General features: G+C 70.5%; 15 protein-coding genes and 3 pseudogenes. 10 read left to right on the forward strand and 8 right to left on the reverse strand.

What is annotated here, in order from left to right; all coding sequences use genetic code 11:
* On the forward strand, positions 1–1,599 hold the full coding sequence (locus tag ABFX81_RS05605; protein ID WP_086851120.1) for an amidohydrolase family protein: 1,599 nt from the start codon (positions 1–3) through the stop codon (positions 1,597–1,599).
* A gap of 17 nt (positions 1,600–1,616) precedes the next feature.
* Entirely contained in the window at positions 1,617–2,120 is a 504-nt protein-coding gene (locus ABFX81_RS05610; RefSeq protein ID WP_086851121.1) for a GNAT family N-acetyltransferase, read from the forward strand.
* Positions 2,121–2,133: 13 nt separating this feature from the next.
* On the opposite strand, the gene argB is transcribed toward ABFX81_RS05610, so the two are convergent.
* Positions 2,134–3,033 carry an acetylglutamate kinase gene (gene argB, locus ABFX81_RS05615; RefSeq protein WP_346137775.1) on the reverse strand — a complete coding sequence of 300 codons (900 nt, stop codon included), beginning with the start codon at positions 3,031–3,033 and terminating at the stop codon, positions 2,134–2,136.
* A 61-nt stretch (positions 3,034–3,094) separates the two neighbouring features.
* Complete coding sequence (locus ABFX81_RS05620) at positions 3,095–3,721, reverse strand: isochorismatase family protein (RefSeq protein ID WP_086851132.1); 627 nt, start codon at positions 3,719–3,721, stop codon at positions 3,095–3,097.
* Between the two features lie 623 nt (positions 3,722–4,344).
* On the opposite strand from ABFX81_RS05620, the gene ABFX81_RS42155 reads away from it, so the two are divergent.
* Positions 4,345–4,479, forward strand: coding sequence for a hypothetical protein (locus tag ABFX81_RS42155; protein WP_428837135.1), 135 nt, complete (start codon positions 4,345–4,347; stop codon positions 4,477–4,479).
* A gap of 126 nt (positions 4,480–4,605) precedes the next feature.
* The gene (locus ABFX81_RS05625) at positions 4,606–5,340 is read left to right on the forward strand and encodes an SDR family oxidoreductase (RefSeq protein ID WP_086851122.1); all 735 of its coding nucleotides are present in this window, start codon (positions 4,606–4,608) and stop codon (positions 5,338–5,340) included.
* 35 nt (positions 5,341–5,375) lie between these two features.
* Here ABFX81_RS05625 and ABFX81_RS05630 read toward each other — a convergent pair whose 3' ends face one another.
* On the reverse strand, positions 5,376–6,029 hold the full coding sequence (locus ABFX81_RS05630; RefSeq protein WP_346137690.1) for a GntR family transcriptional regulator: 654 nt from the start codon (positions 6,027–6,029) through the stop codon (positions 5,376–5,378).
* A 1,085-nt stretch (positions 6,030–7,114) separates the two neighbouring features.
* Here ABFX81_RS05630 and ABFX81_RS42160 point away from each other — a divergent pair.
* From ABFX81_RS42160 to ABFX81_RS05640, 3 genes and pseudogenes are all read left to right on the forward strand, one after another.
* A pseudogene (locus tag ABFX81_RS42160) lies at positions 7,115–7,375 on the forward strand (DUF2399 domain-containing protein); the annotation flags it as partial.
* A gap of 188 nt (positions 7,376–7,563) precedes the next feature.
* Positions 7,564–9,450, forward strand: a complete 1,887-nt coding sequence (locus ABFX81_RS05635) for a DNA/RNA helicase domain-containing protein (protein WP_086851126.1) — start codon at positions 7,564–7,566, stop codon at positions 9,448–9,450.
* A 434-nt stretch (positions 9,451–9,884) separates the two neighbouring features.
* The gene (locus ABFX81_RS05640; RefSeq protein ID WP_346137691.1) at positions 9,885–10,475 is read left to right on the forward strand and encodes a hypothetical protein; all 591 of its coding nucleotides are present in this window, start codon (positions 9,885–9,887) and stop codon (positions 10,473–10,475) included.
* Positions 10,476–10,586: 111 nt separating this feature from the next.
* On the opposite strand, the gene ABFX81_RS05645 is transcribed toward ABFX81_RS05640, so the two are convergent.
* The 3 genes and pseudogenes from ABFX81_RS05645 to ABFX81_RS05655 form a co-directional block, all read right to left on the reverse strand.
* Positions 10,587–10,829 (reverse strand): CoA-transferase, encoded by a 243-nt coding sequence (locus ABFX81_RS05645; protein ID WP_346137776.1) that lies wholly within the window; start codon positions 10,827–10,829, stop codon positions 10,587–10,589.
* A gap of 63 nt (positions 10,830–10,892) precedes the next feature.
* Positions 10,893–11,452: pseudogene (locus tag ABFX81_RS05650) on the reverse strand (SDR family NAD(P)-dependent oxidoreductase); the annotation flags it as partial.
* Positions 11,441–11,586 (reverse strand): annotated as a pseudogene (locus tag ABFX81_RS05655) (fumarylacetoacetate hydrolase family protein); the annotation flags it as partial. The pseudogenes ABFX81_RS05655 and ABFX81_RS05650, both read right to left, overlap by 12 nt.
* Positions 11,587–11,730: 144 nt before the next feature.
* Here ABFX81_RS05655 and panD point away from each other — a divergent pair.
* Entirely contained in the window at positions 11,731–12,150 is a 420-nt protein-coding gene (gene panD, locus ABFX81_RS05660) for an aspartate 1-decarboxylase (protein ID WP_086598998.1), read from the forward strand.
* A 28-nt stretch (positions 12,151–12,178) separates the two neighbouring features.
* Positions 12,179–12,523, forward strand: coding sequence for a GNAT family N-acetyltransferase (locus ABFX81_RS05665; protein WP_346137692.1), 345 nt, complete (start codon positions 12,179–12,181; stop codon positions 12,521–12,523).
* A gap of 550 nt (positions 12,524–13,073) precedes the next feature.
* Here the strand turns inward: ABFX81_RS05665 and gndA are convergent.
* Positions 13,074–14,513: an NADP-dependent phosphogluconate dehydrogenase gene (gndA, locus tag ABFX81_RS05670; protein ID WP_346137693.1), complete on the reverse strand. Its 1,440-nt coding sequence runs from the start codon at positions 14,511–14,513 to the stop codon at positions 13,074–13,076.
* A 348-nt stretch (positions 14,514–14,861) separates the two neighbouring features.
* Between gndA and ABFX81_RS05675 the strand changes: the two genes are divergently transcribed.
* Positions 14,862–16,133: a peptidoglycan DD-metalloendopeptidase family protein gene (locus ABFX81_RS05675; RefSeq protein ID WP_086854744.1), complete on the forward strand. Its 1,272-nt coding sequence runs from the start codon at positions 14,862–14,864 to the stop codon at positions 16,131–16,133.
* On the opposite strand, the gene ABFX81_RS05680 is transcribed toward ABFX81_RS05675, so the two are convergent.
* Entirely contained in the window at positions 16,123–17,541 is a 1,419-nt protein-coding gene (locus ABFX81_RS05680; RefSeq protein ID WP_086854743.1) for a DMT family transporter, read from the reverse strand. The two genes, ABFX81_RS05675 and ABFX81_RS05680, sit on opposite strands and share 11 nt — an antisense overlap.
* Between the last annotated feature and the right edge of the window lie 177 nt (positions 17,542–17,718).

Consider the following 17,718-nt stretch of genomic DNA (forward strand, 5'->3'; position numbering starts at 1 on the left):
ATGCTCTGCACCAAACTGACGAACGCCCGTTTCGTCACCATGGACCCGGCCCACCCCGTCGCCCACGACCTGGGCATCTGGAAGGGCCGGATCGTGGGCCTGGACGAGGCCGTGACCTCGCTGCCCGCACGGGAGGTGATCGACCTTCAGGGCGCCACCGTGCTGCCCGGGTTCATCGACGCCCATGTGCACCTGGCCTGGACCGGCTTCAAGCAGAACACGCCGAGCATCGCGGGCCGCACGCGGATCGACGACGTGCTGGCCGTCGTCGAGGAGGCCGTCCTCCGGAAGGGCTCGCCCGGCGCCTGGGTGAGCATCGCCGGCTACGACCAGCGGGCCCTGGGCCGTCATCTGACCGCCGCCGAACTGGACCGGGTGAGCCACGGACGCAAGGTGTTCGTGCTGCACGACTCCGGACACGGCTGCGTCGTCAACACCGCCGTCCTGGACCTGCTCCCCGCCGGCGTTCCCCACGGGGACGGTTTCCTCGCCGAGGGCGCGATGGGCGCCGCCCGCGCACTGCGCCTGCCGTACTCCCAGGACGAACTCGCCGAGGCGATCGGACGCGCCGCCCGGACCTGCGTCGCCGAAGGCGTCACCGCCTGCGCCGAGGCAGGGATCGGCGGCGCCCTCTTCGGGCACAGTCCGGTCGAACTCGGCGCCTACCAACTCGCCCGTGAAAAGGGCCTGTTGCCGCTACGGGTGCAGCTCATGGTCGCCGCGGACCGGCTGCGGCCCGTCGCCGCGCACGAGGCCGACGGCATTCCCAGGGCCCTGGACCTCGGCCTGCGCACGGGTTTCGGTGACGACTGGCTCTCCGTCGGCGCGCTGAAGATCTACACCGACGGCGGCATGATGGCCCGCACCGCCGCGCTGAGCAGCCCCTATGAAGGGCTGGACCACACGGGCCAGTTGCAGGACGACCCGGAGACGCTCACCAAGACGATCGTGGCCGGCCACCTCGCCGGCTGGCAGCTCGCCGTGCACGCCATCGGCGACCGCGCGGCCGACGTCGCCCTCGACGCCCTGGAACGGGCCCAGCGCCTGCGCCCGCGCCACGGCGTCCGGCACCGTGTCGAACACGCGGGCCTCATCCGCCCCGACCAGCTCTCGCGCTTCGCGCGGCTCGGCGTGAGCGCCGTCGTCCAGCCCAACTTCCTGCGCTACTTCGGCGACGACTACGCGGCGATCATGGGCGCCGAGCGGGCGCCGTGGCTGTACCGGGGCAAGGCCTTCCTGGACCACGGCATCACCCTCGTCGGCAGCTCCGACCGTCCGGTCACCGACGGATCCCCACTGCGGGCCGTCCAGTTCATGGTCGAGCGCGCCTCCGAGTCCGGCCAGGTGATCGGTCCGGACGAGGGCATCACCGTGGAGGAGGCGCTGCGCGCCTACACCGTCGCCGGGGCCTATGCCTGCCACTGGGAGGACAGCGTCGGCAGCCTCTCCCCGGGCAAGCGCGCCGACCTGGTCGTGCTCGGCGACGACCCGCGACGCGTCGACACCTCCCGCATCGGCGACATCGAGGTGGTGGCGACGTACGTCGACGGTCGCGATCGACGCGACGGCGGACCCGAAAGCGGGGAAGGGAAGCCTTGAACACGGCTACGCACCGCATGGCACCGCCGTTGCCGCGTGCTCCTCTCACAGCGACCTCCGTCGTACGCCCCGCCCGCCCCGAGGACGCCACCGCACTCGCCGCCTTGTCCCAGCCCTTCGTGCGTTCGGGGGCGTTACGCCGCCGACCGGCCTCGCTCTATGCCGCCCACGCGGCCGACTTCGTCGTGGCCGAGGGATCCGACGGCGCCCTGGAAGGCTGCCTGGCCCTGCGCGTACACGTGGCCGACGCGGAGGCGGGTCGCGGTCCCGCGGGCGTCCTCTACAACTTCTGCGTGGCCCGGCACCGGCAGGGCAGCGGACTGGGAGGCCGGCTGCTGCGTGCCGCGGTGGCCAGGGCGCGCGCCCAGTCGGTGGGCTCCTTGTTCACCGCGACGGTCGGCGGCGGCGGCCTCTTCCTGCGGCACGGGTTCGCCCCGGCCGGCGTGCGCCTCGCGCCTCCGGCCTGGGCGACCTCCCTGGACCCGCGCCGCAACGCGCGCGTCCTCGCGCTGACCCTGTGACGGCCTCGGATCCTCAGGCGAAGCTCGCCCCGGCGCCCGGGCCCTGCTCCGGCAACACCGTGGTGCCGGGGCTGTTCCGGCCCAGTACGCCCCGCAGCAGTGCGTGCGGTACACGGCCGTCGAGCACGTGCGCCCTGTCCACGCCGCCGCGGACGGCCCGCAGACAGCCCTCCATCTTCGGCAGCATCCCGGCCGCCAACCCAGGCAGCAACGCCGCCAGTTCGTCGGCCGTCAGCCGCTCGATCACCTCGGTGCTGTGCGGCCAGTCGGCGTACAGTCCCGCCACGTCGGTGAGCACCACCAGGCGGGCGGCGTCGAGAGCCACGGCCAGGGCCGACGCCGCCAGATCGGCGTTCACGTTGTAGACCTGCGCGTCCTCACCGCGGGCCACAGGGGAGACCACGGGGATGTGCCCCTGCTCCAGGAGCGTGCGCACCGCGCGCGGATTCACGTCGACGACGTCGCCGACCAGGCCGATGTCCACCGCCCGGCCGTCCACCCAGGCCGGCCGCCGTACGGCCGTCATGGTGTGCGCGTCCTCGCCCGTCATCCCCACGGCGAGGGGGCCATGGGTGTTGATGTGGCCGACCAATTCCCGCTGGACCCGTCCGGTCAGCACCATGCGCACCACGTCCATGGTCTCCGGGGTGGTGACCCGGAGGCCCGCCTCGAAACGGCTCTCCAGGCCGAGGCGGTCGAGCATCGCGCTGATCTGCGGTCCGCCGCCGTGCACGACGACCGGGCGCAGACCCGCCCGCCACAGCTCCACGACGTCGTGGGCGAACGCCTCCTGGAGGCCGGGGTCCACCATGGCGTGGCCGCCGTACTTGACGACGACCGTGCTGCCCCTGAGCTCCTCCGGCGGGTGGAGCTCTTCGGGGGACCAGGTCGCGACCTGGTCGGCTCGGATCACGCTCACGGAGCCACTCCATTCATGGGCAGGCCAGGACTTCGGACGGACAGGGGGAGCGTCGTCACGCGTTCCGCCGCTCCTTGTCGAGGAGCAGGCCGCGCAGCAGGGAGTCCGTTGTGCAGACCACGCCGCTGCGCGCGGCCCATCGAAGGGCCAGGGAGTGTTCCTCGGCGGAGATGTCGGCCACTGCGTCGGCGACGACGAACGGCTGGAAGTCGTTCATGAAGGCGTCCGCCGCCGTCAGCAGGACGCCGAGATGTGCGTGCACCCCGCAGATGATCAGCTGGTCGCGGCCCTTGGAGCGCAGCAGTCTGCCGAGATGGCTGCGCAGGAAGGCGTTGTGCCGCACGTTCGCCAGCAGATGTTCGCCGGGGCGGGGCCGGAGGGGCGCGATGATCGCGGCGGCATCCGGCTCGTCCCCGATGCCCGGCCCCCACATGTCGGCGACCAGACCCCGCGTGCCCGGCGGCTGTCCGGCCGACTCAGCGCTGAAGACGACGGGCAGGCCCAGGGCGTCGGCGAGTTCGCGCAGCGCCACGATGTTGTCGACGAGTTCCACCACGGGGGAGCGCCCAGCCGGGAACGCCCCGACGAAGTGGTTCTGCACGTCGTGGACCAGCAGCGCCGCACGGGCCGGGTCGATCCTCCAGGAGACATGCGCGCGGGGAAGGCAGGAACGATCCGGCATCGGAGACGAGTCGATGGTCGGCAAGCCCACGGCGGTTCCCTCCCCTGATGACGCACCGCACGGATCCGAACTCACGAGTGCCGCTTAGCTTAGCCTAACCTAATTAATTTTCCCGGAAGTTGACGCACTGCGCGTGCACCCGGACGCCCGAGAGCATCCCCGCGACGACCAGGTTGAGTGCAAACAGATAACTGTTGACAGTTGGCAGAGGGCGTCTTACCGTCACTCCATCGACATCGGGCCGCCTCCCAGAGGCGGCCCGGATCGCGCAGTGGAAACCAGCACGCGAACCGGCTCGGCTTCAGCGTTTACGTGTCGGGCCAGCTTCCCTACAAGGACGGTGTGCTGCTGGGGCAGGGAATCGTCGGCCGGGACGTCGAGATGGAGGCGGCCCGGGGCTTGGCACGTCAAGCGGTGGGTGACCTGGACCGGGTCCGGATCGTGCAGATGCTGGTCTTCGTCGCCAGTACGCCGGAGTTCGGTGAGCAGTCAGGTGGCCGACGCGGAGAGGGTAAGGAGCGCAGCGTGCACCGGCTCCAACGAGCACTCGACGCGCTGGTCGAGCGGGTGGGCACGCCCGCGCCCATCGTGCTGATCGACCTCGTGCAGCGGAACATCGACCGTTGGTCCTGTCGAAGCTCAACGAGTACCACGGCTTTCTCGCCGTGCCCCCCGAGGAGCCGCGGCCGAGTCTCGGAACCGTCCTCCCGATGGTGCCCAACCACGTGTGCCCGATCGTGAACAACTTGAGGAACTGATCGTGACCGACTCGCAGGGCACGATGCCGCAGCGATGGCCGGTCGCGGCCCGGGGCCGTCTCAGCTGAGCGGCCGCGCGACAGCGCCCCCCCCACTTCCCCGCCCAACCAAGAAAGAGTGGCTGACATGAGACTTGAGAAGGTCACGGCGCTGGTTACCGGAGCCGGTAGCGGAATCGGGGAGGCGGTGAGCTCCCACTTCCGCCGGGAGGGCGCACGGCTGCTCCTCACCGGCCGCAGGGAGCAGCTGCACACCGCCGAGCCCGACGACCTGTACGTCCCCGGCGACCTCAACGACGAGACGTTCGTCGCGAGCCTCGCTCAGCGGGCCGTCGAGTCCCTGGGGACTGTCGACGTCGTCGTCATCAACCACGGTCTGCAGGTCAGCAGCCCGCTCACCGAGATGGCGTACGAGGACGCGAAGAACGTGCTGCACAGCAACCTGCTCAGCGCGTTCCTGGTGATGAAGCACTTCGCGCCGCTCATGCCCGAGACCGGGGGCTCCTTCGTCTGCGTCGGCTCACGGCTCGGCATGGTCGGCAAGCCCGAGGAAGTGCTGTACTCCGCCGCCAAGGGAGGCCTCATCATGCTGGCCAAGGGAGCGGCCATCGAATGGGCGCCCCGCAACATCCGCGTCAATGTCGTCGCTCCGGGCCTGACCGTCACACCCGTCATCGAGGCGTCGTTCCAGCGCCGGCCCGACCCCGAGGCCTACCGCCGCGAGCGTGAAGCGCAGATACCGCTCCAGCGCCTCGCCAGCCCCGAGGAGATCGCGAACGCGGTCCTGTTCCTCGCCTCGCCGGAGTCGTCGTACATCACCGGAGCGGTCCTCCCCGTGGACGGCGGCTACACCGCCTTCTAGTTGCTCCACCGCGGCGAGGCCCCTGACCTCGTGCGTCACTTCCGGGGGGCCGGTCCCTCCGCGTCCCGGCCGGCCAGAACCGACACAGCGTCATCGAAGTGCTTCTTCAGCGCCTCCAGCGCGCCCGCGGTGTCGCCGTCCCGGATCATCTCGCTGATCTTGCGATGCGTGCCTTCACCCGGGCTTCCACCTTCGTGACCGTGCCGGGCCTCCTCCGCGGTGAGGACGCCGACACACAGCCGGGTCTCGGAGATCACCGTGCTGAACATGCGCTGGAGTCGCCGGCTCCCCGAGGCGGCCACCAGGACGGTGTGGAACTCCAGGTCGTGCCTCTTCACCGCTTCCCAGTCGCCGGCCGCTTCGGCGGAGTCCATCGCCCTGACGTTCCTGTCCAGTTGCTCGAAGGCCTCCTCCGACTTGCCGGAGGCGATGATGGACTGGGCGGCCGCGGACTCCAACGCCGTACGGGCCAGGTAGATGTCGGCGACGTCCTCCTTGGTGAGGACCGGGACGGAGACCCGCCGATGAGGCTCGCCGCGAAGCAGCCCCTCCTGGATCAGCCGCTGGAGCGCCTCACGGATCGGCCCGCGGCTCACCCCGAAGTTCGTGGCCAACTCCACCTCGCTGAGCTGTGTGCCGGGGGCGAGGGTGCCATCGATGATGTCCTCCCGAAGGCGTTCGGTCACCATCGAGGCGAAGGTCTCGCGAGGCAGTCGGGTCGGCCTTGCAGACTGTGGACTCACAGGGCTTCCCTCTCGTCGGTCGCGGTCCGTGGCGCTCTTCTTAACATTCATGAACGCAGGTCTGTCAAATGTCAACAGTCGGCAGTGCTGTCTGCATGGGTCAGTGTCAGTGTGAGTCCTCGAACATCTCGGGACGGCTGGCTGAACACGCGTATCGGGGTGATCTCCGGATGCCGTACTTGACCTGCGATGAGCAGGCAGGGAGCAGACAGCGCGGCCGAATCCCTCGGCGGACACGCGGCCCCGGCCGCACGTGTGGCGCAGCAGTCGTGGGCCTGCTGGGTCGTCACCAGGCGTGAGCGAGGCGCCGGCGAGTCCCCAGGAGCTCTCTGCGGAGGACCCGGCCCGCACACGAGACGGATTCGCCTGGCCCTGGTCGGTCTCGGGCAGGGGACGCAGCGGCTGTGGCGCGGGTGAGCGTGAAACCTGCCGACGGCCGCTGCGCGGGCCGAACCGACTACGAGCCTGCCGAGTGGGCCCGTCGGGAGGCGGCCTGCAACCGTCCAGCACGATCAACTCAAACGCCTGTACAAGCAGAGGTGCGAGGCATTTCCCCGACTCCTTCCTGTCAGACCGATCACAGGCCTCACCGCCACGATCCGCCGGCCGAACCTAGATGTCCGCTGGCGAGCCCGCGCTGTCGGGCAGGGCCTGGCCCCGACACCGGAGCAACTGGGGAACCGCCCCTGACGGCCCTGTCGATCGGTCCCTCACCCGGCGGCGGCCGAACGAGCCCGCGCACGATCGAGAGCTGGAAGCCGCACCACTGTCCGCTCACGCCTGGGCTGCCCAACACCTGGAGGGAGCACGCCGCGGCGGCGCACTCGCCCGCCAGAGCCTGCTCGGCGCGAACACCGTCGTCACTCAGGCGATCCGCACCTGGCGAGGTTCTTCCCCGGCATCGGTTCGTGCCCCCGGCCCGCCGGGCCCTGTCCACGCATGGGCTCGGTCAATGTCGACGAGATCTTCAGCACGGTGCTCACCTACCTGCGCCCGACCGGCGACACCTGGCGCGAGGCGGCCTTGCAGGGGTGGGCGGGCCCACCACCACGTGGAATCCCACGATTTGCGCGAACTGCGCGGCCTGCTCCTGGCCATACCCATCTCGGACCCGGGTCCACGTCTGCGAGACCCCCCGTCTGACCGAGTGTGCCGTCGGTTCCGGCGAGCAGTACGGCGCCCTTGAGCGCACCTCGGGTGGCGTGCCGACGGTCTGCCTAGACATTCTGTACACGGTGGCGACGGCCGACTGCAGGTCCTTCTATGACGGTGACTTCGCCTGGTCTGGCATCGCACTGGCCACAAGCCGATGGTGTAGCGGTGCCACGCCAAATGCGCCCTCCAACAGGGCCGTCAGTGCTGCCAGGTACCCTCGACTCGTCGTCAATGCGGCCCGACGGGCTTCCGCTCCACCTCGGTGGAGTTTCGAAGGACATGCCCCCACCCGCACGAGTCTCTTCGTGCTGCCCGGGGGAAGTCCTTGCTGTTCCGCGCGTCCGCGAAAACGGTCGCCGTCATGGCGCTCGACGGTTCGCTGTTCCTGCACCTCACCGACAATTTCGTCCACATGCACGGCTACCGGCCCGGTACCTCGGAGCTGCGCTCCTGGGAGCGCAGCATCCCCGTCCTCGCCACCGCGCTCAACGACGCGGGCCTGGGCGACGTGGAGGTCATGCTGGAGTACGCGCTCCCGCTGAACAGCAAACGGGCCGACGTCGTCCTCGCCGGAGTCCACCCGGCCACAGGGGAGCCGTCGTACGTCGTGGTGGAACTCAAGCAGTGGAGCCAGGCCCTTCCCCACGAGGACGATCCCACCCTCTGCCATGTCGACGCCTACGCCCACCCGGTCCTCAACCCGGTCGAGCAGGTGCGCCGCTACTGTGAGTACCTCGTCAACTTCAACGGGGCCCTGGCCGGACACGGCCACCGGGTCAACGGGGTGGCGTTCCTGCACAACGCCACCGAGTTCGGTGTGACCGGGCTGAGGGAGATCGAACGCAACGGTCATGGCCTGCTCTTCACCGGGGAGCGCCGAGGCGCCTTCCTCGACCACCTCCGTACGAGGCTGAGCGACAAGCACCCGGGGTCAGGGGCGGCGGACGAACTCTGCGCAGGCGTCGCCGTGCCGTCGAAGCAGCTGATGTCCGTGGCCGCCGAAGAAGTGCGGGAGCGTACGCAGTTTGTGCTCCTCGACGAACAGCAGGTCGCGTACCGCATGGTGCTCAACGCGGTGCAGAAGGCGAAGAACGCCGACCGTAAGGAAGTCGTCATCGTCACGGGAGGACCCGGCACCGGAAAGAGCGTGATCGCTCTCCAACTGCTCGGAGAGCTGTACCGGCGTGGCGTACCGGCGCTGCACGCCACCGGATCCCAGTCCTTCACCAAGACGATGCGGAAGATCGCCGGGGCCCGCAAACGTGAAGTCCAGGACCTGTTCAAGTACTTCAACAGTTTCATGACCGCCGAGAAGAACAGCCTGGGCGCCCTGATCTGCGACGAGGCCCACCGCATCCGGGAGACCTCTGCCAACCGCTACACCCGCGCCGAGCACCGGACCGGCAGGGCCCAGATCGACGAACTCATCGACGTCGCCTACGTGCCCGTCTTCTTCCTCGACGAGCACCAGGTCGTGCGCCCCGGCGAGATGGGCACCGTCGCCGACATCAAGGAGGCGGCGGCGAAGCGCGACATCCCGTGCCACGTCGTACCCCTGGACAGCCAGTTCCGCTGCGGCGGCAGCGACGCCTACCTGCGCTGGGTGGTCCGACTCCTCGGACTGGAGCTCGGCGGACCGGTCACCTGGGAGCCCGACGGCCGTATGCAGCTGCTGGTTGCCGAGAGCCCTCAGGAAATGGAGGCGTTCCTTGAGGCCCGGAGAGCCCAGGGCTACGGTGCCCGCATGTCCGCCGGCTACTGCTGGCGCTGGTCCCCAGAGCCCAGGCCCGGCGAGCCGCTGCCGCCCGACGTCGTCATCGGCGACTGGGCCCGCCCCTGGAACTTGCGTGGCGACCGCTCCGTCTCCGGAGCTCCACCGGCCGCCCTGTGGGCCACCGACCCGGCCGGCTTCGGCCAGGTCGGCTGCGTCTACACCGCCCAGGGCTTCGAGTACGACTGGTCCGGCGTCATCATCGGCCCCGACCTGCTCTGGCGCGGCGACCGCTGGGTCACCGACCGCACGGCGTCCAAGGACCCGGTGTTCAGGCGGTCCACCTCCGACGCCGACGTGGACCGCCTGATCCGCAACACTTACAAGGTGCTGCTGACCCGGGGCATGGTCGGCACGGTCGTGTACTCGACCGACTCGGAGACGCGGGCGAAGCTGAGGGAACTCGTGGGTGGTTCAGCGCGGGAATCGGCTCGAGTGTGACAGCGGAGCGCACGGCAGGACAGCGCGCTTGTCGCGAGTCGGCCAAGCCATTCCATTGAACTGGCCGAAAGGCGTTCGTCGTTTTCGGGACGAGTCGGTGCCTGTCTAAGATCACTGACACCGGTCGCGGCCCGACGAGCTTCCTGCGCGGACACGCCCTCACCCGCACGGGTTACTTGTGCCGTCGCTGCGCACCTCGGTAGCGATCTCCAGTCGGACCGCGGCCAGTAGCTCGTCCACCGGATACGGCCGGGTTGACTCTGGTATGCGCCCTGGGGGCGCATACCGCATGGCGAGCCTACGTACACCGAGGTGGGGCGAGCGTTCTTTACGGTCAACCCTGGTCCCGGGACCTTCTCCGACTTTGCTGTCACCGACGTCGCCGGGCGCTAGTGTGTCCGCTCCGACACGGCTCGTAGAACGGGGGGGAACCCGTGAAACTCACCTATGTGCGCTTTGAGGGCACGCCGCAGGAGCTCGACGCGTCCGACGTAGTTCGCGAGCTCATCCAGCAGCAACTCCCCGGCACGGTCGACACCGCTCGCCCGACGCCTCAGGTGGTCGCTGACCCCGACAGTGATGACTTCGTGAACTTCGGATGGCAAGTCGAGGGTGACGTACCGGGGGTGGCGGACGAGGGGCAGGAGACGGTGAAGGCGCAGCTCGGCTTCAACCCCGCTGCGCAGCAGTTCATCGACTTCATGGCGGAAGCCGGCTCCTGGGAGAGCGTCGGAGTGCACGGCATCAAGCGCAAGACGTGGCAGGAGGGCGATCCGCTCGACTATTCCGGCTACCTCCGGCTCCGCCGCAAGGGCAGCCAGTACGGCGGTTTCGCCTATGCCTTCGCGTCCACGGGCGTGGTCAACTTTCGTCTGCTGCACAGCGCTGAGATCGCGGAGCTGGCGCCGGACGCCTATCCGCTCGCAACTGGGCACCGCCGATACCGGGTGAACATTCAGATTCGTGACGAGAAGACCCTGAAGCAGGCCCTCGCCTTGGCTGAACTTGCGTACGACGCCACATGAAGGGTGCTTTGCTCTCGTATGTAGTTGATCAGGTGGCTTCTGCCGCTTGCGTTGGCAGGAGGCGGCACGAGGATGCGGCCCGTATGGGCTGATGTCCCATATTCCCGTCCTTTACGGACTCTTCCCATGTACCAGGCAGTCGCTAGGATTTGAGACATCAGTGCCCGCAAGTTCTTCAGGTGGGCGATGCCGTGTCGACCAGGACATGTCATGAGGAGTCTTTGCGCCGGCCTTTGTGCATCCCAGTATGAGCACGCCAGGGATGCCACTGAGGCCGAACCCGCCGACGGCCAGCAATGCGCCGTCGGAGATGTCGGCGACCGCTTCGGCGGCACCGGCGCGGACCTTGTCCATGGGAGAGGGAGCCGTTCTGCTGCCTACTGGTGGTACGGCGTCGGCGTCCGGGCTCGGCTGCCAGCGTACGGCGTCCGAGATCGGCGTGGCGCCGCCGTGCGCGGTGAGTCCGCCGCCCACCGGGATCTCGGCGCCGGTGATGAAGGAGTCGTCGGCGGAGAGGAGGAATACTACAAGCGGGGTGACCTCCTCCACACTCCCTGTGCGGCCCAGCGGTGTCCCGAGGACGTTCGTCTCGCGGAACGCGGGCGCGGGGGAGGCGGTCATGTCCGTCTCGATGAAGCCGGGGTGGATGATGTTCACGCGGACGCCGCCGGGCCCCCTGTTCTATGCGGCCGTCTTCGACAGACCGCGCAATGCCCACTTGCTGGTCGTGTACGCCACCAGGTACTGGGCGGTCAGCGCCGCCGACGAGCCGGCTTCACGATCGGCGCCCCCGGGCGCATCGGGGGCGCCAGGTGCTGGATGCCGAGCAGCGGCCCGGTGACGTTGATGGCGTGGCCGTGGGCCATGTCCTGAGGGGACACGTCGTCGAGGCGGGCAAGCTAGGTGATGCCGGCGTTGTCGACCAGGCCGCGCACCTGCCCGTACGACTCCTGTAGCTCAGCGGCGAGCTCGGGCGGCTCCTGCTCGCCGCGTACGCCCCACAGTTCGGCGAGGCAGCCACCGTTGCCGCAGGTGCCTGAGCCGAGGACGTCACCGGCGCGCACCCAGGTGCCGCGCGAGGCGTGGCGACCTTCTCCTCGAATGTCCAGCTCGTCCGGAAGCGCAGGCAGGGAGCCTTCTCATCACAGCGAAGCGATGTTCTCACACTCTTCGAGTCCAACGCGTGCCGTTGTACAGTGACGAACGCCCTTGACCTGCAGCAAGCAGGCAGGGAGCCGTCTTCTGGGAGTTGAAAATGCTTCGTACCATGTTCAAGTCCAAGATCCACCGAGCCACCGTCACCCAGGCCGACCTGCACTACGTCGGATCGGTGACCATCGACGCCGACCTGCTGGACGCCGCCGACCTGCTGCCCGGCGAGCTCGTGCACATCGTGGACATCACCAACGGCGCCCGGCTGGAGACGTACGTCATCGAGGGCGAGCGGGGATCCGGTGTCGTCGGGATCAACGGGGCCGCCGCCCATCTCGTCCACCCCGGCGATCTGGTGATCATCATCAGCTACGCCCAGGTGACGGACGCCGAGGCGCGGGCACTCACCCCCCGGGTCGTACACGTGGACCGCGACAACCGGATCGTGGACCTCGGCGCCGACCCGTCCGAGCCGGTACCGGGCTCGGACCAGCAGCGCAGCCCGCAGGCCGTCCGGGCCTGACCGACGTACAGGGGACAGGAGCGTGTCCATGAAGGACCTGGAGATCCGCGACGAACGCGAGGCGGGCCGCCTGGAGGCGGTGTCCGGCGGTGAAGTCGTCGGCCGCATGGAGTACTTCGTCCTCGACAGCCCCGAGCGCGCGCTCGTGCCCGTGCACACGATCGTCGAACCGGCCCACGAGGGCCAGGGCATCGCGGGTGCGCTGGCGCGAGAGCTCTACGGCATCGCCGGCCGCGAGCACAGCGCCGTCGCCCCGCTCTGTCCCTACATCGCCAAGTGGTCCGAACGCCACCCCGACGAGGCCCCACCGGCTGACCAGGCCCTACTGACGGCCGCGAAGGGCTGGTTGACCGAACACCCCGGCCGCTTCTGACTCCGGAGCCGGGACGTACGGTTCCGGGCCCGGCCCCGTTACCTCCACCTGGCCCCTCCCCGTCCCGCGCGGGGGTGACTGGGGAGGCGGCCGACGGGTAGGCGGGGGAGTAGTCCAGAGCCGGAGTCGAGCGACTGGCTGGAGGACCTCATGACGAATCCGTATCCCGACCCCGTGCCGCCGGGGCCGACGCCGGGCCCCGAGCCCCAGCCCCCGGAGCCGCACCCCGATCCGGTGCCGAACCCGCAGCCGCCGCCGGGCCCGGAGCCCACCCCTCCGCCCCCGGCCCCGACCCCGCCGCCGGGTCCGACTCCGCCGGGTCCGACTCCACCGGGACCGACCCCGCCGGCACCCCCGGGCCCCGACCCGGTGCCGGGACCCGACCCGTCCCCGATCCCGCCGGGACCGGAACCCGTACCGAACCCCGAGCCGGGCCCGCCGCTGTCCTGAACGGCGGTATGAGAACCGGCACAGGGCATGAGAACGGGGCCGGTGGACAGCCGATGCGGCCGTCCACCGGCCCCGTACCGTTTCCGTCAGCGCGGAGCGCCTACGCGGAGACCTCCGACCGGTCGCCACCCCACAGCGTGTGGAACGACCCGTCCCGGTCCACCCTCCGGTAGGTGTGCGCACCGAAGTAGTCCCGCTGCCCCTGCGTCAGCGCGGCCGGCAGCCGCTCCGCGCGCAGGGCGTCGTAGTAGGCGAGCGCCGCGGCGAAACCGGGCGTCGGCACGCCCTGGCGGGTCGCGGCGACCAGCACCTCGCGCCAGTCGTCCTGCGCGTCCGCGATCTCCCGCGCGAAGGTGTCGTCCGCCAGCAGGCTCGGCAGGTCCGGCCGGGCGTCGTAGGCCGCGCGGATCCGGTCCAGGAAGGCCGCGCGGATGATGCAGCCGCCCCGCCACAGCGCGGAGACCGCGCCGAGGTCGATGTCCCAGCCGTACTCGCCGCGAGCCGCGTCGATCTCGTGGAAGCCCTGCGTGTACGACACGATCTTCGACGCGTACAGCGCCTGCTCCACCCGGTCGGCGAAGGCCCCGGCCTCCGCCTCGCTCATCGGCTGCGCCTTCGGCCCGGCCAGCCCGCGCGAGGCCTCCCGCAGCTCCGCGTGGCCCGACAGCGAACGGGCGAAGACCGCCTCGGCGATGCCGGACACCGGCACACCCAGGTCGAGCGCGATCTGCACGGTCCAGCGGCCGGTGCCCTTCTGCTCGGCCTGGTCCACCACCACGTCCACGAACGGCTTGCCCGTCTCCGCGTCCACGTGCGAGAGCACCTCGGCCGTGATCTCGATCAGGTACGAGTCCAGGCGGCCCTGGTTCCAGGTGCGGAAGATCTCCGCGATCTGGGCGGGGGAGTACCCGGCGACGTCGCGCAGCAGCTGGTACGCCTCGCCGATGAGCTGCATGTCCGCGTACTCGATGCCGTTGTGCACCATCTTCACGAAGTGCCCGGCACCGTCCGGACCGACGTGCGAGACGCACGGCGAACCGTCGGCGGCCTTGGCCGAGATCTTCTCCAGCATCGGGCCCAGTGAGTCGTACGACTCCTTCGGGCCGCCCGGCATGATGCTCGGCCCGTTGAGCGCGCCCTCCTCGCCGCCGGACACGCCCATGCCGACGAAGTGGATGCCCTGCTCGCGCAGGTCGCGCTCCCGGCGCCGGGTGTCCGCGAAGTGCGCGTTGCCGCCGTCGATGATCATGTCGCCGGGCTCCAGCAGCGGCGCGAACTCCTGGATCACAGCGTCCGTCGGCTCACCGGCCTTCACCATCACGACCAGCCGCCGCGGCCGCTCCAGCGCGGCCACGAACTCCTTGGCGGACTCGCACGCGACGAACTCACCCTCACCGCCGAACTCGTCGACCAGGGCGCGCGTGCGCGCGGGGGTCCGGTTGTGCACCGCCACCGCGTAGCCGTTGCGGGCGAAGTTGCGAGCGAGGTTGCGGCCCATGACCGCGAGACCCGTGACGCCGATCTGCGCTGTACTGCTCATTCGGTTGGCTCCTAAAGACCTCGGTATCGGTGCTGCGGTGCTGTCCACCAGCATGCCCCCGTCGCCCATCCTGACGTGCCGCTACTTCGTCCGCACGCGCGGGTCGCACGACGTCGCGCAGGCAGATACGCACAAGAGCCCCCGTCGCACTCACCCGACGTACGCGTCCCCGCGTGCGCCGCACCCGCGCACCGGGTGCCGTACGCGGTGCACCGCCGAGGCGCACGACGCGCAACAGGGGCCTCATCCCGGCCATTTGGGCAACCGGGCGGCCGATAGCCGCCTTGTCCTGGCCGGTTCGCAGCGCTTACTTTTGCCCCTCCTGACGCATGTCTAGGGGGGCTCTCGATGGCCGTACGCGGCCGGCATCGCCGGTATCAGCCGAACAGGATCAACCGCGCCTCACTCACCGTCACGGCGGGCGGCGCGGGCATGGCGCTCCCGTTCATGGGCGCCGGCACCGCCCAGGCGGCGGACGTGGACACCTGGAACAAGGTCGCCGCCTGCGAGTCGAGCAACGACTGGAACATCAACACCGGCAACGGCTTCTACGGCGGACTCCAGTTCACCCAGTCCACCTGGGAGGCGTACGGCGGCCGGGCCTACGCGGCGCGCGCGGACCTGGCCGGGAAGGACCAGCAGATCGCCGTCGCCGAAAAGGTGCTCGACGGGCAGGGCCCGGGCGCCTGGCCGGTGTGCTCCGTACGGGCCGGACTGACCCGGGGCGGAGCCGAGCCCGACATCCGGCCGGCCTCCGAGAGCACGAGGAAGGGCGAGAAGGCAGACCGGAAGCAGAGGCCCAAGACCTCCATCGAGGACGTGCGGCCGCAGTCCACGCCGCAGTCCCGGGCGGGCAGCGCCGAGATGTACACGGTGGTGCGGGGCGACACGCTTTCGGGCATCGCGGAGGAGCGGGAGGTGCGGGGCGGCTGGCGAGGTCTGTACGCCGCCAACCGCTCGGCCATAGGGAGCGATCCCGATCTGATAGTGCCGGGCCAGCGGCTCGCGCTGAGCGGCGAGGGCGCCACGAAGACGCGCCCCGCGCCCGAGCGGGTCCCGTCGGCCAAGCCGTCAGCGAAGAAACCGCCGTCGCAGAAGCAGTCATCGCAGAAGCAGTCATCGAAGAAGGCGTCCCCGGACCGCGCCGGGGAGCGCGCCAAGGACCGGTCCAAGGACGAGAACAAGGAGCGCGCCGCACGGTCCACGGCCACCCGGCAGGGGCTGGTCGCCCCCGTCAGCGCCTCCCTGGGGACGCCCTACCGCAAGGCGGGCTCGTCCTGGTCGAAGGGCTACCACACCGGCGTCGACTTCCCCGTGCCCACCGGCACGTCCGTGAAGTCGGTCGCCTCGGGCAGTGTCGTCAGCGCGGGGTGGGGCGGTTCGTACGGCTACCAGGTCGTGATCCGGCACGGCGACGGCCGCTACAGCCAGTACGCCCACCTGTCGGCGATCTCCGTGCGGGACGGGCAGACGGTGAGCGCGGGCCAGCGCATCGGCCGCTCCGGCTCCACCGGGAACAGCTCGGGCCCGCATCTGCACTTCGAGGTGCGGACGGGGCCCGGGTTCGGCTCGGACGTCGACCCCATCGCGTACCTCAGGGCCGGCGGCGTCAGGATCTGATGCGCCTGCGGTGCCGGTCCACCGTGGGCATCGCCACGTACGGGATCCCGTAGAAGGCGGCGTAGGAGAGCGGGCGTTCCCCGGCGGACACCGACGGTTCCCCGCTCTCGTACGTGACGTCCGGACCCACGTCGGTTTCATCGGCGACGTCGGCGACGGCAACAGCGGGCACGGGCACCGACACGTCCCCCGACGGCCCCCGACCGGCTCCGCCGAGGTCACCGGCCCCGACGCCCGGCGCCACAGTCCCGGGCAGCGCGCCGACGCCGGTCGGGGAGCCCAGGGGCCCGGCCTCGGCACTTACCGTCTCCAGCAGATCCCGCCGGCCCCCGGCCGGCCCGGGCAGGCTGCCGATGGTCCCGGCCAGGTCACCCGCGAGCCGGGATTCCGCAGCCACAGCCCCGCTCAAGTCACCCCCGCGCCCGGCCTCCGCACCCACGGCCTCCAGCAGACCCCGCCCGCTCCCGGCCGGTTCCGCGGCGGGCCCGGGCAGCGTCCCCGTCGTCCCGAGGCCCGTGTCCACGGGAACCAGTCCCGTGCCGGCGACCTCCAGCCCCGTGCCCTCGCCCTCCGGGTGGGCGTGGGTGAGCCGCTCCGTTGTCAGCAGGATCAGGCCGCCCGCCGCCACCACGCCGCAGCTCAGGGCGAGCGCCGTGCCCGTCGTGCCGTAGCGGAAGGTTTCGCCGAACATCGTGATGCCGACCGCGGCCGCCACCACCGGGTTCACGACCGTCAGCGTGGCCAGCGGGGCCGCGAGGCCGGCGCCCCGGTAGGAGGCCTGCGACAGCAGCATGCCCGCCGTGGCGAGGACGCCGATCACGGCGAGGGACGGCACGTCGGCCGCCGACACACCGCCCGTCCAGTCGACCGCCACGGTCTTGGTGAACACCGAGGACATGCCGAACGCGATACCGGAGGCGGTCGCCAGCAGCATGCTGCGCACCGCCGGGTGCCGGTGCGCGGCCCGGCCGGCGATCATCAGCGCCACGACCACACCCGCGGTGACCACGGCCACGGCCACCCGCTCCGCCGCGTCCAGCGACTGCGCGTCGGACGCGGCGACCAGGGACAGCAGACCGGCGAGCCCCACCGTCGCCATGATCGCGCCCCGCCACGCCGTGGCGCCCGCCTTGCGGCCGACGAACAGCGCCGCCATCGGCAGGGCCACCACGATGGTGAGCGCGCCGAGCGGCTGCACCAGGCTGAGCGGACCGTACGCCAGCGCCACCACGTGCAGCAGCCCGCCGAGGCCGTTCAGCGCGACCGCCGCCCACCAGCCCGGCCGGCGCAGCGGCGCGTACTGCTCGTCCGGCGACGACACCGCGACCCGCTCCTGCACGATCGCCCCGCCCGCGTAGGCGAACGCGGAGACGAGCGACAGCAGGACGGACAACGCGAGGGCGCTCATCGGCTGCTCCTCTGCGTCAGGCGGGGGCGATCAGCCCGGCGCGGCGAAAGGTCGGCTTTCATGACCAACACCCTGCCGTGTCCAGGTCTTCCCGTCGTCGTCCCTGAGCACTCATTGGGTCCTACTGCCGATGGAGTACGAGGGGACACCCGTCATCCCCAGGGTGGGCGCCCCGGT

It is taken from the genome of Streptomyces coeruleofuscus (assembly GCF_039532725.1).
In the GTDB taxonomy this organism is placed as follows: Bacteria; Actinomycetota; Actinomycetes; order Streptomycetales; family Streptomycetaceae; genus Streptomyces; species Streptomyces coeruleofuscus.

What these genes read in the sequence shown, in the direction of transcription:
- ABFX81_RS05605 (WP_086851120.1), top strand. Translation starts at nt 1, where the DNA reads ATGCTCTGCACCAAACTGACGAACGCCCGTTTCGTCACCATGGACCCG.
- ABFX81_RS05610 (WP_086851121.1), top strand. Translation starts at nt 1,617, where the DNA reads ATGGCACCGCCGTTGCCGCGTGCTCCTCTCACAGCGACCTCCGTCGTA.
- ABFX81_RS05620 (WP_086851132.1), bottom strand. Translation starts at nt 3,721, where the DNA reads ATGCCGGATCGTTCCTGCCTTCCCCGCGCGCATGTCTCCTGGAGGATC.
- ABFX81_RS05625 (WP_086851122.1), top strand. Translation starts at nt 4,606, where the DNA reads ATGAGACTTGAGAAGGTCACGGCGCTGGTTACCGGAGCCGGTAGCGGA.
- ABFX81_RS05630 (WP_346137690.1), bottom strand. Translation starts at nt 6,029, where the DNA reads ATGGTGACCGAACGCCTTCGGGAGGACATCATCGATGGCACCCTCGCC.
- ABFX81_RS05645 (WP_346137776.1), bottom strand. Translation starts at nt 10,829, where the DNA reads ATGGACAAGGTCCGCGCCGGTGCCGCCGAAGCGGTCGCCGACATCTCC.
- panD (WP_086598998.1), top strand. Translation starts at nt 11,731, where the DNA reads ATGCTTCGTACCATGTTCAAGTCCAAGATCCACCGAGCCACCGTCACC.
- ABFX81_RS05665 (WP_346137692.1), top strand. Translation starts at nt 12,179, where the DNA reads ATGAAGGACCTGGAGATCCGCGACGAACGCGAGGCGGGCCGCCTGGAG.
- gndA (WP_346137693.1), bottom strand. Translation starts at nt 14,513, where the DNA reads ATGAGCAGTACAGCGCAGATCGGCGTCACGGGTCTCGCGGTCATGGGC.
- ABFX81_RS05675 (WP_086854744.1), top strand. Translation starts at nt 14,862, where the DNA reads ATGGCCGTACGCGGCCGGCATCGCCGGTATCAGCCGAACAGGATCAAC.
- ABFX81_RS05680 (WP_086854743.1), bottom strand. Translation starts at nt 17,541, where the DNA reads ATGAGCGCCCTCGCGTTGTCCGTCCTGCTGTCGCTCGTCTCCGCGTTC.